The 17,627-nt window shown below is 61.5% G+C and carries 16 protein-coding genes and 1 tRNA gene; 6 read left to right on the top strand and 11 right to left on the bottom strand.

Going from position 1 to position 17,627, the window contains the following annotated elements; all coding sequences use genetic code 11:
- Positions 1-113: 113 nt before the first annotated feature.
- From secD to hinT, 8 genes are all read right to left on the bottom strand, one after another.
- On the bottom strand, positions 114-1,916 hold the full coding sequence (gene secD / locus BN1128_RS13775; protein ID WP_042869709.1) for a protein translocase subunit SecD: 1,803 nt from the start codon (positions 1,914-1,916) through the stop codon (positions 114-116).
- Positions 1,917-2,073: 157 nt separating this feature from the next.
- Positions 2,074-2,547, bottom strand: coding sequence for a hypothetical protein (locus BN1128_RS13770; RefSeq protein WP_042869707.1), 474 nt, complete (start codon positions 2,545-2,547; stop codon positions 2,074-2,076).
- A gap of 107 nt (positions 2,548-2,654) precedes the next feature.
- Positions 2,655-3,509, bottom strand: a complete 855-nt coding sequence (locus BN1128_RS13765) for a DUF6279 family lipoprotein (protein ID WP_042869704.1) — start codon at positions 3,507-3,509, stop codon at positions 2,655-2,657.
- 116 nt (positions 3,510-3,625) lie between these two features.
- Positions 3,626-4,459 carry a phosphotransferase gene (locus tag BN1128_RS13760; protein ID WP_042869702.1) on the bottom strand — a complete coding sequence of 278 codons (834 nt, stop codon included), beginning with the start codon at positions 4,457-4,459 and terminating at the stop codon, positions 3,626-3,628.
- Positions 4,449-5,045, bottom strand: a complete 597-nt coding sequence (gene lpoB, locus BN1128_RS13755; RefSeq protein WP_005302153.1) for a penicillin-binding protein activator LpoB — start codon at positions 5,043-5,045, stop codon at positions 4,449-4,451. Before lpoB ends, BN1128_RS13760 begins: the two co-directional genes overlap by 11 nt.
- A complete protein-coding gene (locus tag BN1128_RS13750; RefSeq protein WP_042869699.1) occupies positions 5,045-5,443 on the bottom strand; it encodes a YcfL family putative periplasmic lipoprotein in 399 nt (132 codons plus the stop codon). The genes lpoB and BN1128_RS13750 overlap by 1 nt, the downstream gene beginning before the upstream one ends.
- Positions 5,444-5,517: 74 nt before the next feature.
- A complete protein-coding gene (locus BN1128_RS13745) occupies positions 5,518-6,942 on the bottom strand; it encodes a COG3014 family protein (protein ID WP_042869697.1) in 1,425 nt (474 codons plus the stop codon).
- Positions 6,942-7,292 (bottom strand): purine nucleoside phosphoramidase, encoded by a 351-nt coding sequence (gene hinT / locus BN1128_RS13740; RefSeq protein ID WP_042869695.1) that lies wholly within the window; start codon positions 7,290-7,292, stop codon positions 6,942-6,944. The genes BN1128_RS13745 and hinT overlap by 1 nt, the downstream gene beginning before the upstream one ends.
- A gap of 250 nt (positions 7,293-7,542) precedes the next feature.
- Here hinT and BN1128_RS13735 point away from each other — a divergent pair, with 250 nt between their 5' ends.
- On the top strand, positions 7,543-9,555 hold the full coding sequence (locus tag BN1128_RS13735) for a methyl-accepting chemotaxis protein (RefSeq protein WP_042869693.1): 2,013 nt from the start codon (positions 7,543-7,545) through the stop codon (positions 9,553-9,555).
- An 84-nt stretch (positions 9,556-9,639) separates the two neighbouring features.
- Here the strand turns inward: BN1128_RS13735 and BN1128_RS13730 are convergent, their stop codons facing one another.
- A complete protein-coding gene (locus BN1128_RS13730) occupies positions 9,640-10,539 on the bottom strand; it encodes a 6-pyruvoyl trahydropterin synthase family protein (RefSeq protein ID WP_042869692.1) in 900 nt (299 codons plus the stop codon).
- A gap of 79 nt (positions 10,540-10,618) precedes the next feature.
- Between BN1128_RS13730 and BN1128_RS13725 the strand changes: the two genes are divergently transcribed.
- The 4 genes from BN1128_RS13725 (at position 10,619) to BN1128_RS13710 (ending at position 14,425) form a co-directional block, all read left to right on the top strand.
- Positions 10,619-11,962, top strand: a complete 1,344-nt coding sequence (locus BN1128_RS13725) for a dihydroorotase (protein WP_042869690.1) — start codon at positions 10,619-10,621, stop codon at positions 11,960-11,962.
- Between the two features lie 239 nt (positions 11,963-12,201).
- A tRNA-Pro gene (locus BN1128_RS13720) sits at positions 12,202-12,278 on the top strand.
- Between the two features lie 145 nt (positions 12,279-12,423).
- The gene (locus tag BN1128_RS13715) at positions 12,424-12,960 is read left to right on the top strand and encodes a CC0125/CC1285 family lipoprotein (protein WP_244464592.1); all 537 of its coding nucleotides are present in this window, start codon (positions 12,424-12,426) and stop codon (positions 12,958-12,960) included.
- Positions 12,961-13,165: 205 nt separating this feature from the next.
- Positions 13,166-14,425 (top strand): dicarboxylate/amino acid:cation symporter, encoded by a 1,260-nt coding sequence (locus tag BN1128_RS13710; RefSeq protein WP_042869686.1) that lies wholly within the window; start codon positions 13,166-13,168, stop codon positions 14,423-14,425.
- Positions 14,426-14,504: 79 nt separating this feature from the next.
- On the opposite strand, the gene BN1128_RS13705 is transcribed toward BN1128_RS13710, so the two are convergent.
- Positions 14,505-14,945 (bottom strand): methyltransferase family protein, encoded by a 441-nt coding sequence (locus tag BN1128_RS13705; protein ID WP_042869684.1) that lies wholly within the window; start codon positions 14,943-14,945, stop codon positions 14,505-14,507.
- Positions 14,946-15,136: 191 nt separating this feature from the next.
- On the opposite strand from BN1128_RS13705, the gene alr reads away from it, so the two are divergent.
- On the top strand, positions 15,137-16,363 hold the full coding sequence (alr, locus tag BN1128_RS13700) for an alanine racemase (RefSeq protein ID WP_042869682.1): 1,227 nt from the start codon (positions 15,137-15,139) through the stop codon (positions 16,361-16,363).
- Between the two features lie 53 nt (positions 16,364-16,416).
- Here alr and BN1128_RS13695 read toward each other — a convergent pair whose 3' ends face one another.
- Positions 16,417-17,361 carry a TerC family protein gene (locus BN1128_RS13695; protein ID WP_042869679.1) on the bottom strand — a complete coding sequence of 315 codons (945 nt, stop codon included), beginning with the start codon at positions 17,359-17,361 and terminating at the stop codon, positions 16,417-16,419.
- Positions 17,362-17,627 lie beyond the last annotated feature (266 nt).

Genomic DNA, 17,627 nt, shown 5'->3' with positions numbered 1-17,627 from the left:
TTTTATCCTCGACAACAGCTGACTCGGGCTTCCCGCTGGGAAGCGCGTGGCGCAGGCGCGGAGCAGGCTCGAACGCGCGGCGCTATGGCACAGAGTGAATGCAGGGGTCACGGTCACACCCTCAGCAGCTTGTCGCTGCGCTTGCCCCACAGGGGGTTGATGATGGCGCGGGTGCCCCAGATGCCGGTCACCATGCTGGAGATGAGACCCAGGATCAGAGTGATGGAGAAGCCCTGCAGCGGGCCCGAGCCGATGGAGTAGAGCACCACGGCGCAGATCAAGGTGGTGATGTTGGCATCGAAGATGGTGCGAAACGCAGAGCGATAGCCAAAGTCGATGGCGTTGGCAAGGCTCCCCCCCTCCCGCAGGCGGTCCTTGATCCGCTCAAAGATCAGCACATGGGTATCCACCGCCATGCCGACCGTGAGCACCAGACCGGCGATCCCCGGCAGGGTCAGCACGGCCCCCGGCAGCACGGCCAGCATGCCCACCTGCATCAGCAGGTTGGCGATGAGCGCCGTGATGGCGACCCAGCCGAACTTGCGATACCAGGCCATCATGAACAGCATCATGCCCGCCATGCCGAACGCCAGCGCGATGAAGCCCGCCTCTATGTTCTGCAAGCCGAGGGTCGGGCCGATTGAGCGCTCCTCCAGGATCTTCAGCGGCGCCGTAAGGGCACCGGCCCGCAGCAGCATGGCCAGCTCCTGGGCCTCTGGCAGACTGCCAATACCCGTGATGCGGAACTGGTTGCCAAGGGCGGTCTGGATGGTCGCAACGTTGATCACCTCGCTCTGGGCCCGCAGCTTGCCCTGGGCGTTGGTCTTGTATTCGGTGAAGACGGTAGCCATCGGCTTGCCCACGTGCTGGCGGCTGAACTGGTTCATCTTGCTGCCACCCAGGCTGTCGAGCACGATATTGACCTGGGGTTGGCCCATCTCGCCCATATTGGCGCGCGCATCAACGATGTGCTCACCGCTCAGCACCGGCTTGCGGGCCAGACCGACAGCCTGACCGCTGCGATCCGCCATGAAGAAACGGCTGTCGGCCTGGGCCTCGTAGAAGGCCAGCGATGCGGTGGCGCCTATCACTTCCTTGGCCTGCTTGGGATTGTGCACCCCGGGCAGCTCGATGCGGATGCCATCCTGGCCCTGACGCTGGACCGAGGCCTCGACGATGCCAAGCTCGTTGATCCGCTTTTTCAGGATCGACAGGTTCTGGGTCACGGCGTTGTTGGCCAGCAGGGTGCGCTCGGCCTCGCTCATCACCAGCCGCAGCTCGTTGCCGCTGCGATTGAGTTGCCACTGATCCTGCCGGGTACCGGCGGAATCCTTGATGATGTTGAGCCAGGGCGCCTGATCGGCCACCTCAGGCAGCGTGACTCTCACCTCCCCTTCGCTCACCCGGGCCACGTTGGCGCCCCGCAGGCGCGCCTCGCGGAACTGGGTACGCAGCATGTCCACCAGGTTTCTGGTCTGGTTGTCCACCACGAAGCTGAGATCGACCCCGATCAGCAGTTGGGAGCCGCCGCGCAGATCCAGCCCGAGCTTGATGGGGGCGGCGCCGAGCTGGCTGATCCAGGTCGGCGCATTGGAGTAGAACTCCAGGGTCAGGGCTGCGCTGTCATAGCCCTGCTGCTCCAGCAGCTGCTTGGCCCTCTGCTGTTCGGACTGGCTGTTGAACACCAGCTCGACCCGCTCTTTCTGTTGCACCTGTTTGACCGGCGTTATCTGGTTGTCGGCCAGCAGGGTACGCTGCGCCTCGGTCAGACTGGTCTGGCCGTGCAGGCCGAGTGACGGCTGCTCACCAAAGAAGGTGGGCAGGGAGTAAAACGCGAAGGTGAACAGCATGAGCAGCAGCAGGGCATACTGCCACATGCTCATGCGGTTCAGGGTGGTACGACTCTTTTTTCTCATGGCAAAAGCCTCTGTCAGGAGAAGGCGGCGCGCTCGCCACCCATGGCGGGGACGACACGCAAGAAAATACAAATGAGACTGGGCGCCCGTTCACGCGCGGTGAGCAGGCTTTACAGGAGACGATGAGGCAGTGCAGCAAGGCCGACCCCCATCGGGGTCATGCGAGATAACTCTGGGAGAAGCGGTATTGCAGGTGTTGGCGTTGCAACCTGTGCCGGTGAATGGTGGCAAAGCGGTCGCGGAAGCTGTTTTTTGGGTAGAAGAGCGCCGCGTAGAGCAGCAGGCCGCACAGCAGCAGCAGGATCGCCTGCTGCGACCAGCTCATGATCAGCTCGTAGACGACGCTGCCTGGCTGATGATCGCTGCGCAGAGAGTGTTCGAGCCGCAGCAGATGATTCTGGTGGGAGCCGACAAACTTGACGACACCGTCGTCGCTGTCACTGGCGCTGTGGATCACCAACACGGTATCGGACTGATCGCCCGTGCCGGCATCACTCATCACCTGGCCATGCTGGGACGCGGCCTGAGGCGCGGATGCCTTGAGCCCCTCCACCGAGATGGTAGAGAGCAACAGAGTGAGCGAGATGAGCAGTGTCATCAACGCCAGTTTCACTTTGTCCAGCAGGCTCAAAAAGTTAATTCCCAAATAATAGAAAGGGCAAACTACCACAAGCACCCAACAAGGACAAGGGCGGCAGGGCCATCAAGCCTCGCACGGCGCCCGGCCGAAAACGAAACTCACCCCTGCGACATCTGCCTGAAATCGCGGGCATAGCCCTTGAGCAGGGTGTAGAGATGGGCGCGCTGGGAGATGTCCAACGACTGGCTCAGGGCGCTCAGCCAGTTGACGGTGCGCTGGCGGGATTGATCCGTGTAACCGGTGAAACGGCCATCCATGAGTCCATCCCCCTGCTGCAACAGGGCGGTGAGCTGGGCGCCGAAGTCCGGGCTCTGGCGTTGCTGCATCAGCCTGTCCAGCTCCCTGGTCCAGGCGGTCTGAAACTCCAGCCAGGGGGCCTGCAGCTCGTATTGCCACTCCACCCACTGGGCCACCAGCGGCGCCTGGGCCGGCTTCACCTCCCCAATCCAGAACACCAGCCGCTCGTTCATCTTGCCGGTGAACTCCTTGAGCAGCTCGGCCTTGGGCTGGCGGGCAAAATCCTGCTCCCGCTCGGCCTGCCGGCTGAGCCTGTCCTTCATGAACATGGCCACCTGCTCCTCGGTCAGGGTACGCGCCAGCCGCACGGCGCGGGGAACCGTGTTCTCCAGGGTGCGGGTCAGGCTCTGCTGGGCCGCATTGAGATGAAGCGAGACCTCAGCCGGGCTCATGGGACTCGCCACCGCCTTGGCCAGCGCGTCCAGATCATCGGCGTAACGGGGCACCTCATACTGGCGATGCCAGGCCATCAGCCCCTTCACCTCGTTGTCCAGCAGCCGCTTTTGGCTGCGATCCAGCGAGAAATAGTCATCCAGCTGCCAGACGATGGCCACGTCCAGCCAGTAATAGACCACCCGGGTGGAGCAGCCCAGCAGCAGACAGATCAGCAGCAGGCTCCAGCTGCGGGGCTGACGCCAGGAAAAGGAGGTCACCATGCACTACTCCAAAGGTTGACGAGTTGATGATTCATATCGATCTGATCCTGCCCAGGCCAGCCGTTGCTGCGTAGGCGATTCGTGTCGAGCGGCGCCTGACAACCCCGCCACCGGCCTTACTCCAGCAGTTGACGATTCGTGTCGATCAGGGCCTGGTAATCGGGCCCGGGGACTTGCTCGGCCATCAGCAGCGCCCACAGCAGCCCTATGTAGTCGACCCAGGGCAAGAAGGCCTGACTCTGAAAGCCCTTTGCTCCCAGCGTCCCCCCTGCCCGTTCAAGATAGCGCTGTTCCAGCGCTGCTCGCCGCTCGTCATCCCAGCCGTGGGTGCGCTGTATGCTGGCGACCTCGAAACCGGGGTGACCGGCGGCGCCATACTCCCAGTCGATGACCCAGGGGCGCGACCCCAACAAATTAGCCGGATTGAGATCATGATGGCAAGGGAGCCTGCAATCGGCCGGCTCGCGGCTGGCGAGCAGCCCCCGCTCCAGCGCAGGCAGCCATTCAGGGATCCGGGCCAGGCGGCCGCGATAACCGGCGGCATGAGCCCGCACCGCCATCACCACGGCGGGCACCGGCAGCCGGTGCAGTCGCACCAGCACCTCGGCCAGCAGACCGGGCTGCTCGGGGGGCGGCGGGGGCGCCTCGGCCCAGTTGGGTTCATCGCACCAATCCAGCAGCATCAGGCCGCTGGCGAGATCGCTGTGATGGCAGGGCAGCGCCAGCCCCTGACCCATGGCCCCCCGATAGAGCTGCCACTCGGTCGCCCGATCGATGCCGAGCCGCGTCGGATCCGGATGACCGAGCCGCAAAAAATAACTGCGCCCCGAGGGGAGGCGCAGTCGATAGTTGCAGTTGGTCAGGCCGCTGGTCAGCGCTTCCAGCCGCCCCGAACGCCAGGGGGCCGGCAGGCTGGCCAGCAGCTCCAGCTCCGCCAGATCACCAGCCAAAGGTGGATTTCTTCGCCTGTTTGCGGATCTCTTTCTGATCGGCCCACAGCAGTTCACCGTTTTGCAGATCCATCAGGTTCATGGTCATCTGGTAGTAGACATCCTTCACCTTGCCGTTGTCCTTGACGATGCTGGCGAGGTTGCCATAGACCATGTAGCGGGCACCGGTCTGCTTGCCCAGACGCACCATGGAGGCGGGATCCACCATGCCGCTGCTCTGCTGGTATTCAAGCTGCTGCTTGACCGCCGCCACCTTGCTCATGTCGACGAAGCGGAACTTGCCGGCCCGCAGCAACTTGGTGCGAATGGTGTCCGTGATGGCCTCGGTATCTATGTGCTCCGAGGTCTTGTTGCGGATGGAGTCCATGAACATCACGGGACGACCGCCTGCGGTGATCTCGCTGGTGGCCGGCGAGGCGAGCATGGAGTCCGCCATCTTGTCGGCGATGGCCTGCAGATCCGATGAACCGTAGTCCACTGTCACCGTCTCGGTTTCGGTCGGATCGCCATAGCTGACGGTGGTGCTGGAACAGCCGCCAAGCAGCAGGGCGCCGGTCAATATCAGCAGGGCATGATTCATTTTCATCAGTAGGATTCCTCAATCACTTCGCGTACGTAAATCCGGTATCCCCGGGCGGCCGGGCTCGGCGCCAGGGCAGAGAGGGTGCGGCTCTGATAGCCGTGCAGCTTGATGGGGGTCCAACCACGACCATCGCTGGCCACCTCCTGCCCCGCCTCATCATACCAATAGAACAGATATTGCAGCTTGTTGTCGCCGCGCTGGGTACTGGCCGCCGCCACATTGACCTGCAGCAGGCCGTTTTGCTCGCGCCGGCTCAGCTCGGTCAGAGTCACATTGACATTCTGATGCTGCTCCTGCACGGGTGCCGCACCCGCCGCACCATAGAGTGCCACGCCGGACGTATTGGTGGCGCAGCCGGTCAGCAGCATAACCAACCCCAGGGCCAACCCGTATGCTTTCATCTCGATCTCCTTAGCCGGCGGCCACAGGGGCCCAACCGATCAGTCATGGGTGTCATTGTCGTTTGAGTGGGTGCCTAGAGCGGCATCACCCGGGTCGTCAGGCCTGCGCCGAGCCGCTGCACCCACACCAGGGTGGTACGCCCGCCGTGAACGGTGAGCGGCAGCGTGCGCATGGCGCTGCCCGCTCCCAGGGTGAGCTGCACCTCGCCTGCCGGCAGCATGCTCTGCCAGCTGGACGCCTGGGCCGGCAACGTAAGCCAGCTGCGGGTATCGGCCCGCTCCGAGAGGGTATTGAAGATGCCGACCAGAATATTGCCCACATCGCCCCCCTCCTTGGCGGCGGTGCGCCTCAGCTGCTCCTTGGTCACCAGCCGCAGCGCCTGACGGGTCAGCATGCCCGGCAACCGCTCCTGCAGATCCTTGGCGGCCAGCGCCTCCAGCCGCACCAGCTCGCTGGTCTGCTCAACCCGTTTGCCCACCGACACCGTCAGCGGGCCCGTGTTGCTGGCCCGGTTGTCGTAATAGGGCACGGCCACGGTAAAGGTACGAAAATCGCCGCTGGAGGTGGAGATGGGCAGCGGCAGGAACAGCTCGCGCCGTGCCGGGATCAGCCCATCTTCAAACAGCACCACCAGCTGCCCCTGATTCCTGGTTAAAGGCGGCGCCTTGCGACCCAGCTTCTTCTCGGTCTCCTTGAGCTCATCGGGAGAACCGCGCAGCCGCGCCAGGCGCAGCAAGGCATCCTGCAGGCTCTGGTTGTCCGGCGCTATCTGATAGCCGCGCTGATAGTCGACCCAGGCATCGTTGAGATCCCCGGCTGCCTCATAGAGCACGCCGGAGAAATAGAAGGTATAGGCGTTCTGGAAACCGTTTTTCACCTGGCCGATCAGCCGGTCGAGATCCGGTGCCCCGCGCGACATCAGCTGGCGCATCTCCCGCTCTGTACTGGCTTTGGCCCCTTTCTCTCTGGCTTTGCTTACCTCCCCCGCCCGCGCCTTGAGGGCCTGCTCCTGCACCTGATTGGCCCGGCGCACCTCCACCAGGGCGCCGTCGGCGTCTCCCCGCTGCAAGTAGTTGAGGGCCAGATAGTGATGCAGCATTGTGCGCTCATAATCCGGCGTCAGGTAAGCCATGCTCTGATCGTTGGTGAGCAGGCTGCCCGCCTGACCCAGCCCCTGGCTCAGCCGGTATTCGGCCTGATTGTCTTCCCACTCGAGGCGGCTGTCGGCAGCGGCAAAAGCCTGCTTGCTGCCCGCATCCTGGCCGGCCAGCCAGGCGATGCGGCCCTGCTCAAGCCGGTCCAGCACATAGGTGTCGTCCCCCAGGGTGGACTCGCGCACCTCGGGCAGCGCCTCGGCGGCGTGCCCCAGCAGCAGCTGGTTGCGCAGCGGCACCATCTGATCGGAATAGGAGACGAACATGTCCTGCCAGTGGGAGGCGCAGCCCCCCAACAGGGCACTGGCCAGCAGGAGGCCGGCCAGACGGGGAAACCGGTGCATCACAGGCAGAGCAACGGCCCGAGGGATTGACCCCCTACCAGATGCATGTGGATGTGATAGACCTCCTGCCCGCCGTGGCGATTGCAGTTCATGATCAGGCGATAGCCATCCTCGGCGATCCCGGCCTCGCTGGCCAGCTTGCGCGCCACCGTGAACATGCGACCGAGGGCCAGCTCATGTTCGGCTTCCACGTCGTTGACCGTGGGGATCAGTACGTTGGGAATGATCAGGATATGGGTCTTGGCCTTGGGCTGAATGTCCCGGAATGCGGTCACCAGATCGTCTTGATAAAGGATGTCGGCGGGGATCTCTTTACGGATGATTTTGCTGAAAATGGTTTCTTGCGCCATGGATAACTCCTTTATATGAAAAAGAAAATTCAACACCAACCTCAAGCGGCTCCCGAGGCAGCCATCAGGGCCCGTCAAGTGTGACACAAGCCGACATTTGACACAGCCGTTGTCCCATTCTCTTCAGTTATTGTTAAAAATACCGATAGCCGGAAGACGTCAGATGGCGTCGCTCGCCCAAGGTGGTAGCAGGGTATCAAATGGACGGGGTATTCAGGCAAGGGACTTTTGCATATACAGCGGGACAATAATGAAACAAACAATGTCAGACCTCTCCATCTTGCAGAGGGTCTATTTAGGCTTTGCCATTCTGGTGGCCGTGATGGCGGCCACCTCGGTACTCACCTTTCGCAGCCAGAGCGAGCTCAATCAGGCGCTGGATCAGGTCACTCGGCAATCCATGCCGCTGGTGATCGCCAGCAGTCAAACCCAGATCAGCCTGCTCAGCGCCAACAAGTGGCTCACCGACGTGCTGACCGAGCAGGATCCCAAGCAGATCCCGGCCGAGGTGGCCGAGCTGCAACAGGCCAAGGCCCAGGTCGACAAGACGCTCGCCACCCTCGCCCGGCAGGCGGCGGCACACCCTGAGCTGCAGGGGGAGATGGCGGCACTGAACAAGCTGGTCAGCGACTATCTGCAGCTGACCGGCACCCTGCCCACCGAACACCAGGCCCTCCTCACCCGCTTGCACAAGGTGAACCAAGCCAAGGGGCAGTTCCAGGTCAGTCTGCCCCAGTTCAAGAAAAACCTCGGCGACATGATGCTCACCATTGACGACAGCTTCATCAAGATGCTGTCAGAAACCCTGACCACCAAGCTCTCCGCCATCGAGCTCTCCACCATGGATGCGCTCAACCAGACCATACCCGCCCCCATCGAAGGGGCGCTCAAGCGCAACAAGATGCAGATCGAGGGGTTCAACAGCACCATCAAGGATCTGCAAGGGGAGCTCAAAAACTTCGACAATGACATGGGCCACTACGTGCACGGCTTCGTGCGCGATACCACCGCCAGCGAGGGGGTGCTCTCCCAGTACCTGGCACTGATGCAGCAGCAGGAGCAAATGCGTGAGCAGAGCAAGCAGGCCAGCAAGCTCATCGTCAGCATCCAGAGTAAACTGGAGGGGATCACTGACCAGAGCCAACAGCTGATGAACGCCAGCATACGCGCCTCCGGCAAGGTGCAGGCCCAGAGCACCCTCACCCAGGGGATCAGCATCGCCATCGCCATCCTGGTTGCCATTCTGGTGGCCTATACCCTGGGCAAAGCGATTCGCCGCCCGCTCAAGGAACTGCTGCGGGTGCTGACCGAAGTGACCCAGGGCGACATGACCCAGCGCATCGGTTTTCGCAGCAAGAACGAGTTTGGTCAGCTCGGCAGCCAGATCAACCTGCTGATCCAGCAGATGGGGGACGTGCTGACCCAGCTCTCCCAGGCCTCGACCCAGCTCAACGCCGCCGCCCACGACAACCGCCACACCACGGAATCGGTGCGGGCGGATCTGGAGACACAGCGCCAGGAGACTGCCTCGGTCGCCGCCGCCATGACCCAGATGGAAGCCTCGGTGCGTGAAGTGGCGCAAGCGGCCAACCAGACCCTGGAGCGGGTGCAGGACGTGGAGAAAGCCTCCGAGACCGGTCGCAAGGTGATGGCGGGCAACATCACCACCACCCATCAGCTGGCGGGCAAGTTGCAGCAGACCGGCAAGGTGATTGGCGATGTGAGCGCCATGAGCAACCAGATAGGCAACATACTCGATGTCATTCGCGGCATCGCCGAGCAGACCAACCTGCTGGCGCTCAATGCCGCCATCGAGGCGGCCCGGGCCGGCGAGCAGGGCCGGGGCTTTGCGGTAGTGGCCGACGAGGTGCGCAGCCTGGCGGGGCGTACCGCCCAGTCCACCAGCGAGATCCAGACCATGATCGAAAACCTGCAGCAGGGGGTCGCCAAGGCGGTGACAGTGATGCAGGAGTGCTCCCGCGAGATGGACAGCTGCGTGGATCAGAGCTCCCACGCCAACAACGCCATGGAGGAAGTGCAGGGAATAGTGGTGCTGATCAGCGACATGTCGAGCCAGATAGCCTCCGCCGCCGAGCAGCAGCAGGCCACCAGCGCCGACATTGCCACCAACCTCAACCGCATCTCGGATATCTCGGATCTCAACTATCAGGGCATAGCCCGGGTGGCCGAGACCAGCCAGCAGCTCGACTCCCTCGCCGAGCAGCAGGAGAGCCTGGTCAAGCGCTTCCGGCTCAGCGCCTGATGAGGTAGTCTGTTTTTCCATTGCCCTGACACGACAAGGCCCCGCAGATGCGGGGCCTTGCTTATTCTGGCAAGAATCGCGGGATCAGGCGTAGGCGATGGCGCCCTTGCCCACCCCTTCATAGGCCACGATTTTCACGAACTTGTCGCCCACCGCCTTCTTCACTTCCCGGGCGATATAGCAGGCCAGCAGCTCTATGGTGGTGTCGGTGTCGATCATCTCCACCTCCCCCGCCGGCATGGCAAGCTGGAACAGCCCCTGAGGTGCCACGTACTTGAAGCCGAGGTAGTGCTCGCCCGGCTGCGTGTTGGCCGCATCACTCAGGGTGCTCCGGGCCAGCTCGCTCAGGCTCAGCTCGCCGAGGGCCACCTTGTCCTCTTCGGTGCCGAGGTAAATGTCGGCCCAGCGCTCGGCCCAGTTCAGCTCCAGCTCACCGTCACGCTCACCGTCCAGGTGGATCTCGATGGGAGAGCGATGGCCGTGGGCGATGCGCTGGCAATTGCCATCGTGCTTTTTCAGGCCGTGGCTGTAGTGGTAGAAAGCGCCATCGATCTGCTCCTGGCGCAGGGTCAGCGACAGATCCTTGATGTTGCCGGGCAGCCGCTGGGCCAGCACCGCCAGCAGATAGCGAGTGACGGACTCCTTGTCGATCTGGGGCGCCGGGATGAAGGCAAAGCCCTGAGTGGGGCACCGCAGGTGAATGGAGCGACCCGGACGCAGCAGATCGACCGTGCTCTCCTCTCCCTCCAGATGGGCCACATGGACCAGAGCGCACTCGGCCGGCACCAGCAGCTTGTGATCCACCTCTTCATCGATGATCGACTTGATCAGTTTTTTCACCCGACCAAAGTCCAGCAGCATGCTCATCTCGTTGAGCTCGCCGCTCATCTCGACATCCACCAGCCAGCTCTCCCCTACCATGCCACGGCGTTCACACAGGTAGCTGGAATCGATCACGGTCAAATCTCTTACAAATAACTTCATCAGTCAGGCCTTGCTACAGAGAAAGTGCAGTTTGCGATATTATGACCCGCGATCACTGACAAAGGAACTGGACTCCCCCATGAACAAATTGCTTATCAAGAATGCCTCCCTGGTCAATGAAGGCCGCATCTATGCCTCGGATGTATTGATTGAAGGGGAACGGATCGCCCGGATCGCCCCTCACATAGAGGCGCCCGATGCCGTGGTGATAGATGCAGCCGGTCGTCACCTCATCCCCGGGATGATCGATGATCAGGTGCATTTCCGGGAGCCGGGCCTGACCCACAAGGGGACCATCGCCAGTGAATCCCGGGCCGCCGTGGCAGGAGGCACCACCAGCTTCATGGAGATGCCCAACGTCAATCCCCAGACCACCACCCTCGATGCCCTCGAAGCCAAATACCAGATAGCCGCCAACTCCTCCGCCGCCAACTACAGCTTCTATCTCGGTGCCACCAACGACAACCTCGACGAGATCAAGCGCCTCGATCCCAAGCAGTCTTGTGGGGTCAAGGTGTTCATGGGCTCCTCCACCGGCAACATGCTGGTGGACAACCAGGAGACACTGGCGGCGATTTTCCGCGAGAGCCCGGTGATGATAGTGACCCACTGCGAGGACACCCCCTCCATCAAGGTGCTGGAAGACGAGGCCCGCGCCAAGTGGGGCGAAGATGTGCCTATGCGCGAGCACGGCCGCATTCGCAATGACGAGGCCTGCTACAAGTCCTCCAGCATGGCGGTGGGTCTGGCGAAAAAGTACGGTGCCAAGTTGCACGTGCTGCATCTGACCTCCGCCAAGGAGCTGTCGCTGTTTACCGCCAGCCATGATCTCAGCGAGCTGAAAGACAAGAACATCACCGCCGAGGTGTGTGTCCACCATCTGTTCTTCAACGAGGCGGACTACGACACCCTGGGCAGCCAGATCAAGTGCAATCCGGCGGTGAAGACAGCCGCCGACCAGCACGCCCTGCTGGATGCGGTGCGCAACGACGTGCTGGACATCATAGCCACAGACCACGCCCCCCACACCTGGGAGGAGAAGCAGAACAGCTACTTCAAGGCGCCGTCCGGCATCCCCCTGGTGCAGCACTCCATGCTGGCGCTGCTGGAGCTCTACCACAACGGCGTGTTTTCGCTGGAAACCATCGTCAAGAAAACCTCCCATGCGGTGGCCGAGCGCTTCCAGGTGCAGGATCGCGGCTACATTCGCGAGGGCTACTTCGCGGATCTGGTGCTGCTGGATCTGGGCAAGCCCTATGTGGTCAACGACAGCAACCTGCTTTACCTGTGCGGCTGGTCACCCTTCAACGGCTACCGCTTCCACAGTACGGTGGAGATGACCCTGGTCAACGGCCAGATCGCCTGGCAAAACGGCCAGGTCACCGATCAGGTGCTGGGCAAGCGGCTGACCTTCAACCGCTGATCCGCTCATCGCTGATGCAAACGGCCGCCTCCAGGGCGGCCGTTTGCATGGTGGGTTGAAAAGGGCGTAGAAAAAGGCCCCTGACATGGGCCCCCGATGGCCGGAGTTAGCCGCTGCGGCGGTAGTTTGAGCGCCAATTGCTCGTAAAGCAGGCAAACAGTCTCAGAGTGGGATTTCCCCTGTTGACAGGGTCGGGTCATCTCCATAAACTCAGCCCCCGTCAGCCGAGCTGACTCCGTCGGTGTGTAGCGCAGCCAGGTAGCGCATCTGCATGGGGTGTAGAGGGTCGGAGGTTCGAATCCTCTCACACCGACCAAATTCCCCGGTAAAGGCCTTGTCAAACGACAAGGCCTTTTCTTTTATCCCCGGGCCCGACTCAGCCATAGGTCACCCGACCGGCGATTGTCTCACGGATCGGTTTGTGCTGTAGTGATGAGGTGTTTCGCCAAGCGGCCCTCACGATGCAACGTCTGCTCCCCCTCTCTTTCTGCTCCCGTCGCCATGCGGGACGATTTGCCAGTCTGTCCGGCTTTGGCACCCGTCTGCCTGAGCTGTTGCTGGCCTGCCTGCTGAGTGCCCTGCTGCTCGGCTGTGCCACCCCTTATCACAGCGAAAAATCATTCTGGAACAGCCGGACGGGGTTCTCCCACACCCGGCTTGCGCCGGACAAGTGGCAGTTGGAGTTTGTCGGCAACGAGCTGATCGATAGGGAGACGGCCCGCAAGTATGTGCTCAAGCGGGCGGGCGAGATGGCGCAGAGCCAGGGTTACGAGTGGGTGGAGGTGAACGAGCTGACCCTGTCGCGGGATGCGGTCAGAGTCACCCCCTCCCATCCGGTATTCGGCTTTGATGCGGACGAGCAGGACCCCTTTCTGGCGCAGATGCAGGTGCAGCACACCACCTCGGCCCTGCTGATCTTCACTCTGTCTCATCGGTCATTAAACGAACGATGCATGCAAGCCAATTATCTCGCCAACATTAAAATAAACAGCGATTAATATAGGTTAAATGCAAGATCCATATCACATACAACTAATGACAGAATAAAATTCTGCCACAAGGCTCTGGATTTACCCCCCCGGATTAGGCATGCTGCCAGCACACCGGCTGTCAGGAATCTACGGCCCGGATCACAAAAACGGACTGAAGTGGCACCCCTGCCACCCTAAACGCTTTGCACTTATCAAAACTGGGACCCCCCCCATGAAAATGAATAAATTGACGGTTGCCATCCTCATCGCGATGCTGGTTGGCATCCTGACTGGTCAAGGCTATCGCATGTTTGCCCCGGATCAGGCCGCTGGCTTTGCCAGTGACATCACCATACTGACCGACATCTTCCTGCGCCTGATCAAGATGATCATCGCTCCTCTGGTCTTCACCACCCTGGTGGTCGGTATCGCCAAGATGGGCGATACCCGCACCGTGGGCCGCATCGGCGCCAAGACCCTGGGCTGGTTCATGCTGGCCTCCCTGCTCTCCCTGACCCTGGGTCTGGTGATGGTCACCCTGATGCAGCCGGGTGTGGGACTCTCCCTCTCCCTGCCGGATGATGCTGCCAGTTCCGGTGTGGTCGCCAGCGCCATCTCCCTCAAGGACTTCGTCACCCACGCCATCCCGAAAAGCGTGGTTGAGGCCATGGCCACCAACGAAATCCTGCAGATAGTGGTGTTCTCCCTGTTCTTCGGGCTAGCCGCCGCCGCGCTGGGCGATGCCGCCAAACCCGTGGTCAAGCTGATGGCCAGCGCCGCCGAGATCATGCTGAAGGTGACCGGCTACGTGATGAACTTCGCGCCGTTCGCCGTGTTCGGTGCCATCGCAGCCATGGTTGCCAAGGAAGGGCTCGGCATCCTCGCCACCTATGGCACCTTCATGGCCCAGTTCTATCTGGCCCTGGCCTGCCTCTGGCTGCTGCTCATCGCCATGGGCAGCCTGTTCATTCGCCGTCGCGTGCTGACCCTGCTGGCCATGATCCGCGAGCCCATACTGCTGGCCTTCTCTACCGCCAGCTCCGAGGCTGCATATCCCAAAACGCTGGATCGGCTGGAAAAGTTTGGCTGTGACAAGCGCATCGCCAGCTTCGTGCTGCCCATGGGCTACTCCTTCAACCTGGACGGCTCCATGATGTACTGCACCTTCGCGGTCATGTTCATCGCCCAGGCCTATGGCATAGAGCTCTCCCTGGCCCAGCAGATCACCATGCTGCTGTTGCTGATGGTCACCTCCAAGGGGATGGCCGGCGTGCCGCGCGCCTCTCTGGTGGTCATAGCCGCCACCCTGAACCAGTTCCATATTCCGGAAGCAGGTATCCTGCTGCTGCTCGGCATAGACCACTTCCTCGACATGGGTCGCTCCGCCACCAACGTGCTGGGCAACGCCATCGCCGCCAGTGTGGTAGCCAAGACTGAAGACAGCCTGGGCGAAACCGAGCCGCTGGGTGAGGTGGATACCGCCAAGGCGTGATTTATCCCGCCAGCAAGATATAAAACGGCCCGCTGATGCGGGCCATTTTTTTGGCTTGTGCCTGCCCTTTCAGGCGAGTTCAGCACCAGCGGCGTACCCGCCGGCAGTACTCTGCATACGCCTCGCCGAAACGCGCCCGCAGCGCCCGCTCTTCCGGCACGATTTGGAAGCGATCGAGCCAGCCCCACAACAACAGTGGCCCAAGCCAGATGCTCGTGCCCCCCAGATAGCAGGCCAGCGCCATCATCCAGCAGACCAGCCCCAGGTACATGGGGTTGCGACTGAAACGGTATAGCCCGCCCGTCACCAGCGCGCTGGCCTGCTCCGGCCGCATCGGACTGACGGTGGTGCCCTGGCGGCGAAAACGCAACACGGCGCCAAACCCGAACAGCCCTCCCAGCAGTACCAGCAGCAGCGCCGGGACGGGCCACCCCTCCCCGGTTCCGCCCCACGCCACCATGCCCAGCACCACTATGCCGAACAACAGCACCGGCGGCACACGACACTCCAGATCTATCATCTATTGACTCCCATGACAGGTGCCACAATCGACACCTTGCGATACACTTCCCACGGGAAAAATACCGCAGGAAATTGACAAAGTTCATAACAATAACAATGCCTTGGCTACACTTTATCCCATCTGTATGACAAAGACCGAGATCAGGTCGTCATGCACCTAAACCCCAACAATAAAAAAGGAACCACCTCATGCACAAGAAGACACTGCTGGCCACCTTGATCCTGGGCCTGCTGGCCGGTCAGGCCGTCGCCGCGCCCTACCTGCCGCTGGCAAACGATCATCGCAATGGCGACGTACAAACCGCCAGCAATGCCTGGCTGGAAGTCGATCTCGGCGCCTTCGAGCACAACATCCAAACCCTCAAGGATCGCCTCGGTGACAAGGGCCCGCAGATCTGCGCCATCATGAAGGCTGACGCATATGGTCACGGCATCGACCTGCTGGTCCCCTCCGTGGTCAAGGCCAATATCCCCTGCATCGGCATTGCCAGCAACGAAGAGGCTCGCGTGGCGCGCGAGAAGGGCTTCACCGGCCGCCTGATGCGAGTGCGTTCTGCCACTCCGGACGAAGTGGAGCAGGCCCTGCCCTACAAGATGGAAGAGCTGATCGGCAGCCTGGTGAGCGCCCAGGGCATCGCCGACATCGCCCAGCGTCACCATACCAATATCCCGGTGCACATCGGTCTCAACTCCGCCGGCATGAGCCGCAACGGCATCGACCTGCGTCTGGCGGACTCCAAGGCCGATGCGCTGGCCATGCTCAAGCTCAAGGGGATCACCCCGGTCGGCATCATGACCCACTTCCCGGTGGAAGAGAAAGAGGACGTCAAGCTGGGGCTGGCCCAGTTCAAGCTGGACTCCCAGTGGCTGATCGAGGCGGGCAAGCTGGATCGCAGCAAGCTCACCATCCACGCCGCCAACTCCTTCGCCACCCTGGAAGTGCCAGACGCCTACTTTGACATGGTGCGCCCGGGCGGCCTGCTCTACGGTGACTCCATCCCCTCCTACACCGAATACAAGCGGGTCATGGCATTCAAGACCCAGGTGGCCTCGGTCAACCACTACCCGGCCGGTAACACCGTCGGTTATGACCGCACCTTCACCCTCAAGCGCGACTCCTGGCTCGCCAACCTGCCGCTGGGATACTCCGACGGCTACCGCCGTGCGCTCAGCAACAAGGCCTATGTGCTGATCCAGGGTCAGAAGGTGCCTGTGGTCGGCAAAACCTCCATGAACACCATCATGGTGGACGTGACCGATCTGAAAGGGGTGAAGCCCGGCGATGAAGTGGTGCTGTTTGGCCGTCAGGGTGAGGCCGAGGTGAAGCAGGCGGATCTGGAGGAGTACAACGGTGCCCTGCTGGCCGACATGTACACCATCTGGGGCTACACCAACCCCAAGAAACTCAAGCGCTGATAACGCGATATGAAAAAGGGCTCCCGCGGGAGCCCTTTTTATTGGTGCAGCGTTTAAGCCACTTTTTTACGGGTCACAAACAGACTCAGCCCCATGGACGCGAGCAGGATCAGGGCCACAACGCCCAATGCAATGCCGGTCGGGATCTTGAACACATCCAGCAGCAGCATCTTGACCCCGATGAACATCAGGATCAGCGCCAGACCGTATTTGAGCAGAGCGAAGCGCTCGGCCACTCCTGCCAGCAGGAAGTACATGGCACGCAGGCCCATGATGGCGAAGATGTTGGAGGTCAGCACGATGAAGGGATCCGTAGTCACCGCGAAGATGGCCGGGATACTGTCCACCGCAAAGATGAGATCGCTCACCTCCACCAGCACCAGAATGAGCAGCAGCGGGGTGGCATAGCGCACACCGTCACGCCAGACGAAGAACTTCTCCCCTTCCAGGGTCTCGGTCACCTTGAAGCGACGGCGCATCCAGCCCAGCAGCGGGTTGTTGGCAAGATCAGGCTCCTTGTCGGCCGCCCACAGCATCTTGACCCCGGTCAGCAACAGGAAGGCGCCGAACAGATAGAGGATCCAGTGGAACTGCTCGATAAGCCAGCTGCCCGCGAACACCATGCCGGCGCGCATGACGATGGCGCCCAGCACCCCGTACAGCAGTACCCGGCGCTGCAGCTCGGCTGGAATGGCAAAGTAGCCAAACAGCATCAACCAGACGAAGACGTTGTCCACCGCCAGAGCCTTCTCGATGAGATAGCCGGTGAGGAACTCCAGTCCCTTCTGGTTGGCGATCTCGCGGCCTGCACTGTGATCCAGCCAGAACCAGATGGCCAGATTGAAGAGCAGCGCCACGCTGATCCAGATGAGGGACCAGACACCGGCCTCTTTGAGGGACACCTTGTGCGCCTTGCCACCACCGACAAAGCGGATGTCAATCCATAACAGGACCAGCACTATGCTGAAGAAACCGGTCCACATCCACCATTCACCCATTTTTCACCTCTCCCAAAAACGACAAAACCCACGACCGAGAGGCGTGGGTTTGCGTTTGGAGCAGATACACCTTGCCTCTCGGCAAGGTCTCACTTACAGCTGACTTGCATCAACTGCCCGGCTGCCGGGTGCACTGCAGGATATGGGTGCACCGTAATGACGACAAACCAGCGAGAAGTTACTCCCCTTGTTGGGCGGATAGTAACAGCGACCAAAGATAACGCCAAGAGGCATCTTCACCTCTTGCCAAAATTAATCGGGGCACC

This window comes from Aeromonas piscicola (genome assembly GCF_000820005.1).
Lineage (GTDB): Bacteria > Pseudomonadota > Gammaproteobacteria > Enterobacterales > Aeromonadaceae > Aeromonas > Aeromonas piscicola.
This window is presented reverse-complemented; position numbering and strand designations above follow the sequence as displayed.

Coding starts and splice junctions, on each gene's coding strand:
- BN1128_RS13730 (WP_042869692.1), bottom strand. CDS start 10,539: ATGAAGTTATTTGTAAGAGATTTGACCGTGATCGATTCCAGCTACCTG.
- BN1128_RS13715 (WP_244464592.1), top strand. CDS start 12,424: ATGCAACGTCTGCTCCCCCTCTCTTTCTGCTCCCGTCGCCATGCGGGA.
- BN1128_RS13725 (WP_042869690.1), top strand. CDS start 10,619: ATGAACAAATTGCTTATCAAGAATGCCTCCCTGGTCAATGAAGGCCGC.
- secD (WP_042869709.1), bottom strand. CDS start 1,916: ATGAGAAAAAAGAGTCGTACCACCCTGAACCGCATGAGCATGTGGCAG.
- BN1128_RS13710 (WP_042869686.1), top strand. CDS start 13,166: ATGAAAATGAATAAATTGACGGTTGCCATCCTCATCGCGATGCTGGTT.
- BN1128_RS13765 (WP_042869704.1), bottom strand. CDS start 3,509: ATGGTGACCTCCTTTTCCTGGCGTCAGCCCCGCAGCTGGAGCCTGCTG.
- BN1128_RS13695 (WP_042869679.1), bottom strand. CDS start 17,361: ATGGGTGAATGGTGGATGTGGACCGGTTTCTTCAGCATAGTGCTGGTC.
- BN1128_RS13750 (WP_042869699.1), bottom strand. CDS start 5,443: ATGAAAGCATACGGGTTGGCCCTGGGGTTGGTTATGCTGCTGACCGGC.
- alr (WP_042869682.1), top strand. CDS start 15,137: ATGCACAAGAAGACACTGCTGGCCACCTTGATCCTGGGCCTGCTGGCC.
- BN1128_RS13735 (WP_042869693.1), top strand. CDS start 7,543: ATGAAACAAACAATGTCAGACCTCTCCATCTTGCAGAGGGTCTATTTA.
- lpoB (WP_005302153.1), bottom strand. CDS start 5,045: ATGAAAATGAATCATGCCCTGCTGATATTGACCGGCGCCCTGCTGCTT.
- BN1128_RS13745 (WP_042869697.1), bottom strand. CDS start 6,942: ATGCACCGGTTTCCCCGTCTGGCCGGCCTCCTGCTGGCCAGTGCCCTG.
- BN1128_RS13705 (WP_042869684.1), bottom strand. CDS start 14,945: ATGATAGATCTGGAGTGTCGTGTGCCGCCGGTGCTGTTGTTCGGCATA.
- hinT (WP_042869695.1), bottom strand. CDS start 7,292: ATGGCGCAAGAAACCATTTTCAGCAAAATCATCCGTAAAGAGATCCCC.